This is a genomic window from Candidatus Poriferisocius sp. (assembly GCF_965214065.1).
Taxonomy (GTDB): Bacteria; Actinomycetota; Acidimicrobiia; order Acidimicrobiales; family Bin134; genus Poriferisocius.
In genome coordinates, this window is the sequence record NZ_CBDCAT010000004.1 from 1 (window position 1) to 5,327 (window position 5,327).

The window sequence follows — 5,327 nt, forward strand, 5'->3', positions numbered from 1 at the left end:
GAGATCCAGGTTGACGAACACCAGTCGGGCCCAGGTGTCCACCTGAACCGGCACCAGCGGGAGGTCGTCGTTGCTGATGGGGCCGAAGCCGCGGCGGGAGGGGATTTCCCGGAGGCGGCCGGTTAGGTCCCAGGCCCAGCGGTGGTAGGGGCAGCGCAGCTCGGTGATACCGGTGCCCGAGCCCTGGCAGATGGAGTTGCCCCGGTGGCGGCAGACGTTCTGGAACCCCCGCAGCACGCCGTCTTCGCCCCGAACCAGGATGATCGAGTACTTGCCGAGACGGTGCTCGAACCAGTCGCCGGGGTTGGCGATGTGGTCGACGGTGCAGGCCACGTGCCACACCTTGGGCCACATCCGCTCGTACTCCAGTTCGGCGAACTCGGGGGAGAGATAGCGCTGGACGGGTATCTTCACCGGGGCTTCGGCGGCGAGGCCTGAAGCGGTGACTGCGGTGCCCAGAATCTCGGCCTCGTCTGGGGGTGCGATGTCGACCATGCCGACAATCGTGGCATACGGCCTATGTCCGCGACTCAGTTATGAAGATGGCTTCGGCGGTGGCGCAGATAGTTTCGCCGGCTCGGATCTCGCCGGTGGCGATGTGTTTGCGGCCTTCGGTGTGGGAGTAGCGGCAGGTGACCTCTAACGGGGTGTGGAGGGGGACGCCGGTCTTGTAGCGGATGTTGATGCCAGCGGTTAGGCCGGTGGCGCCGGCTCGGGTGGCGGCGGTGCCCAGGGCTTCGTCGAGGATGGTGGCCACTACGCCGCCGTGGGCCCGGTGGGGTGGGCCGGAGTGGGCCTCGGTGAGGGTTACGGTGGCCCGCATCTCCACCGGCAGGGGCTCGGCTGTGGGGTCGGGCAGGGGGACCGGGTCGAATATCAGCCGGGGGGCGTGGGGGTTGAGCAGGCCCGATCCGGCCTGGGTCAGGTTGTAGATGGTGCCGTCGTGGTCTTTGGCCACCACGATGTGAGGATCGCGGGCTGCGGCCCGCAGCCGCTCGGTGATCTCGGACAGGGTTTGGGCAATCTCGGCCCGGGTGGCGGCCTCGGCGTCGTTGGCCGACACTGCGGCCACCAGATCGCGGGTGCGCTCCACCAGCTCGTAGGCCTCGGAACCGAAGTCGTCGGGGTGGGGCAATTCGCCCAGCAGCTCGGCCAGCCGGTAGGCCGAGGCGGTCTCGGGGTGCTCTTGGTCAGCCATCGCCTTGCTCACTCATCGTTGGCCACCGGGGTGCTCTTGGTCAGCCATCGCCTTGTTCCCTCATCGTTGGCCACCGGGATGTCGAAGCGGTCGATGTAGCGGGCGAAGCGGGCTCGTACCTCGTCTCGGGTGAGGCCCAGGTCTTCAAACTGGTAGCGGTGCTCGCCGTGTTTGCCGGGCGGGGTGGCGGCCGCGTAGTCGGCTATTGCTGCCTCGGTTCCCGGGGCCAGCTTCATGCCGAGCTGCTCATACACCGAGCGGGCGGCGGCCAGCTTGTCGGTGCTGGCCAGGCGGTGGGGCACTTGGGCTGTTCGGTCGGGAGCCAGTCGGCCGGAGTCGATGAGGTCGATGAGGCTGTCGAGGCTGCGGCCGTAGAGCTCCAGGTGATAGCGGCCGATGGCGGCGAAGTCCACCCGGTCGGAGTGGGCCCAGCGCATGGTTGCAATGAGGCTGGTGACCGAGGGCAGGATTGCGGTGGGGTCGCGGTGGGTGATCACAAAGCGGGCGTCGTCGAACACCTCCAGCAGGGCGGGCAGGCCTTGGAGGTGGGCGGGCGACTTGAGCACCCACCGTCGGGTGGGCATGCGGCGCTGCAATACCTGGAGCACTTTGCGGTAAGTGCGGTAGGCGGGACGCAGATCGGCGGTGTCATACCACCCCTGGTAGGTGGGGACGTCGGTGCGGCTGACCATCTCCTCGGAGCGGAACTCGAAGGACATGGCCGACAGGCACTCCTTGAACATGCGCCCGGAGTACTCGTGGATAGCGAGCATCCCGCTGGCCACCGTCTGGGGCATGACCAACTCGGCACCGGCAAGGGCTATGCGGGGATCGGCGGCTCGGATGTCGGGATCGGGGTGGGGCGGGGGCACCGGACGGAGCAGCTCCCAGCCCTCTGGGGCCCGGTGGGCAGGGTCTTGGGCCAGGACGCCGTGCATGACTGTGGTGCCGGTGCGGGGGGCACCGATCACGAAGATGGGCTCGTCAATGGGCTCGTCCAGGGTACGGGGGTCGGCGGCCAGGTAGTCGTTGAGCTGGATGCGAACTTCCAAAAGGCGCAGGATCATCCGCCGCGACATCCACCGGCCCATGACGGTGAGGTCGGCCTCGTGTTCCAACCCGTGACAGAACAAGGTGAGGGGCTCGACGAAGTCGTCGTCGCCCAATGCGGCCCGGTCGTCGGGTGTCCGGCCCTGGCGGACCAGGGCTTCGGCCATCAACAGGTCGGGGTCGAACGGGCGGCGGGCCTCGTCTACCACCGGGCCGGCGTCGCCCCGGTTTACGGCGGCCACCCATTCGGGCCGAGGGTCAGGAGTCCAGCTCATCGTCGCCGCATTGAAGGCTGAAGCAAGTTCGCACTGCCTAGAACAGTACGCTCAGGCGATGCTGGAAGGGCAGGTCGTAATCGTCACCGGGGCTTCGAAGGGCATCGGTCGGGGCATCGCCGAATACCTGGTGGACCAGGGCGTGAATCTGACGGTGACCAGCCGCAAACCTGAGAGGATCGAGGCCACCGCGGCTGAATTGCGAGAGCGGGGAGGCGACGTGCTGGCGGTGCCAGGGTCGGTGGGCAGCCAGGATCATGCCAACGACGTGGTGGATCGCACGGTGGAGCGATGGGGCACCGTGGACGGGCTGGTAGCCAACGCCCAGTCTTTCCGGCCGACCATGCCGTTGTTGGAGGTGGGCGAGTCGGACATGGACTTGCTGCTCGACACCGGGCCCAAGGGCACCCTGTGGTTCATGCAGGCAGTACACCCCCACATGGCGACCAAGGGCCGGGGCCGCATCATCACCTTCGGCACCAACGTGGGGATCACCGGCGGACCGGGCTTCGGACCCTACGGGGCGGCCAAGGAGGCCATTCGCTCGCTGACCCGCACAGCGGCCCGTGAGTGGGGTCGCGACGGAATCACCGTGAACTGCGTGAACCCGGCGTCGGTGGCCCACCGGGCCCCGCCCGACGACGACCCCGACCGTCTGGCCGCCTACAAGGCCCTGTTCGATAACCATCCCATGGGCCGCGACGGGGATCCGGTGACCGACATCGCCCCGGTGATCGGGTTTTTGCTGTCGGATGCCAGCCAGTACGTGACCGGCGAGACCTTCCAAGTGGACGGCGGCGGCTTGATGCGGCCCTGATAGAGGCAAGCAGATCACGAACCGCGCTGAGCAGCTACTTGGTACTGCTGCTCAGGTCCTGAAGCGATGTCGCAGGTGGGATTGGCGGGTGGCTAGGTCGGCAGCCCGGTCAGGAAGGATCACGGCGGGATGATCGGCGGGAAGGGCGGCGGCCACGTCGGACAAGTCGACGACTTGGGTGGTAGGGGTCATGGCTTGGTCGCCGGTGGGCCAGAACCAGCGGAGGGTGCATAGTCCGTTGCGGCGGTTGGCGTTGTCGAGCCAGTTGGCGGTGCCGGGGTCGGTGCCGCACACCACATAGCGCACTTTGCCGTCAGAGTCGACCGTGGTCTGGGTTTGGTTGCGACACGAGATATGGGCGTAGGTGTCGACCAGCTCGAAGGTGCCCATCATGTAGAGCTGGGCGCCCCAGTAGTGGGCCTCGGGCACCTCGGCGGTCACGATCAGGGCTTGGTCGGGCGCCAGATCCCAGAAGCAGAACTCGTAGCGGGCCATGGACAGGCCCTTGGACACCTCCAGGGTGCGGTTGGTGAAGGTGTTGTCGATGCGCTCGGCCCGGTTCATCACCATGTAGGCGTTCCAGCGCTCGACGGAGTCGGTCATCTGCATCATGGCCCGGCGCACCCGCTGGGCGAAGACAGGGCCGTCAAACACGGGAGCGGGTTCGGGGTCGAGGCACTCGATGGTGAAGAAGGCGGGCTCCTCCGCGGTCCAGTCGAAGTAGTACTCCCGGATCGACGCTGAGAGAACCCCGTCGGGGATGGCCACCGCGCCGGGATCGTCGCCGCCCAAAATGATCTCGAAGTCGTCATGGCGGCCGAGGCCGAGGTCGTGGGCGGTGATGGTGGCCTTGGTGCCCCAGACGTCGTTGTGCATGAACCCGGCCCGCAACGCCAGGATGAAGTCGTCGCAGCCGTGCATGTTTCCGGTGATCCGGTAGCGGCGGCCGGGCTCTATGCGGGCGTGGCGGTACACGTTGTCGGCGTTGGGGCCGCCCCACTGCACGGTCAGGTCGTTCTGGCGGTTGAAGAACGGGCGGGCAGGGTCGGCGTGGAAAACCTCCCAGCCCAAGAATGCCTCCACGTTGTCGGCTAGGTGCTCGAGCATCTCCAGATCGCCGCCGTCGTCGGTGGGATAGGGCGGGACGACCACTTCACGGCCCATGCGCTTGAGCAGTTCGCACCACTCGTCCCAGGCCTCGATGGCGGTACCGATGTCGCTCATGTTGTCTAAGGCCTCGACCGCTGCTCCGATGTCGCTCATGGCGTGAAGCTTGCCAAGAACGGCTCAACCGCGGCCAGAAAACCGGGGGTGTTCTGGCCGTGCACGTTGTGGCTGCATTCGGGAACGGTCACCAGCGTGCCGTGGGGCAGGGCGTCGGCGAACCGCTCGGCGGCCTCGGCGGTGAGCACCCAGGAGTCGGCGCCCCGCACCAAAAGCACCGGCTGGGCGATGCGCTCGGCGTCTTCCATGGTGAACAGATCGCCGGCCCGGCGGTGCTCGGCGCCATGGGCCAGCCGGGGGCCGTGGTCCACCTTTGATATGTAGGTGCCGTCCACCCGCTGGAGCAGGTTGTACTTGACCGTCCGCTCGATGTGCTCACGGGTGCGGTACGGGTCGTACTTCTGCACCGCGGCCACGAAGTCGTCCAGGTCCTTGAACTCGCGGTTCTCGGTGACGAACGTGCGGATGACCTGGGTGCCGACCTCGGAGATCTCGGGGCCGATGTCCACCAGCACGATGGCCTTGGCCAGATCTGGGTGGTCGAGGGTGAGCCGCATGGTGTTCATGCCGCCCATGGAGTGGCCCATGATGATGGGGTCGGCCACCCCCAGCGCGTCGCAGAAGGCGGCGGCGTCGGCGGCCATAGCTCCCGAGGAGTAGTCGGCGTCGCGGGCCCACTCGCTGTCGCCGTGGCCCCGCTGGTCGAGGGCCAGAACGTGGTAGCGGTCGGCCAATGCCAGGCTGACCAGATCCCAGGAATGGG

General features: G+C 67.3%; 6 protein-coding genes. 1 reads left to right on the forward strand and 5 read right to left on the reverse strand.

Features of this window, described 5'->3' with window-relative positions:
• From ACOOGG_RS00230 to ACOOGG_RS00240, 3 genes are all read right to left on the reverse strand, one after another.
• Positions 1 to 495, reverse strand: a 495-nt coding sequence (locus ACOOGG_RS00230) for an aromatic ring-hydroxylating oxygenase subunit alpha (RefSeq protein WP_420431083.1), incomplete at its 3' end; no start/stop codon positions are given.
• 22 nt (positions 496 to 517) lie between these two features.
• Complete coding sequence (locus ACOOGG_RS00235) at positions 518 to 1,198, reverse strand: PaaI family thioesterase (protein ID WP_420431085.1); 681 nt, start codon at positions 1,196 to 1,198, stop codon at positions 518 to 520.
• A gap of 8 nt (positions 1,199 to 1,206) precedes the next feature.
• On the reverse strand, positions 1,207 to 2,523 hold the full coding sequence (locus tag ACOOGG_RS00240) for a sulfotransferase family protein (RefSeq protein WP_420431087.1): 1,317 nt from the start codon (positions 2,521 to 2,523) through the stop codon (positions 1,207 to 1,209).
• A 58-nt stretch (positions 2,524 to 2,581) separates the two neighbouring features.
• Here ACOOGG_RS00240 and ACOOGG_RS00245 point away from each other — a divergent pair, with 58 nt between their 5' ends.
• Positions 2,582 to 3,340, forward strand: coding sequence for an SDR family NAD(P)-dependent oxidoreductase (locus ACOOGG_RS00245; RefSeq protein ID WP_420431089.1), 759 nt, complete (start codon positions 2,582 to 2,584; stop codon positions 3,338 to 3,340).
• A gap of 51 nt (positions 3,341 to 3,391) precedes the next feature.
• Here ACOOGG_RS00245 and ACOOGG_RS00250 read toward each other — a convergent pair whose 3' ends face one another.
• Both ACOOGG_RS00250 and ACOOGG_RS00255 read right to left on the reverse strand, forming a co-directional pair.
• A complete protein-coding gene (locus tag ACOOGG_RS00250; protein WP_420431091.1) occupies positions 3,392 to 4,603 on the reverse strand; it encodes a hypothetical protein in 1,212 nt (403 codons plus the stop codon).
• On the reverse strand, positions 4,600 to 5,327 hold a 728-nt coding region (locus ACOOGG_RS00255), incomplete at its 5' end, for an alpha/beta fold hydrolase (RefSeq protein ID WP_420431093.1). The genes ACOOGG_RS00255 and ACOOGG_RS00250, both read right to left, overlap by 4 nt.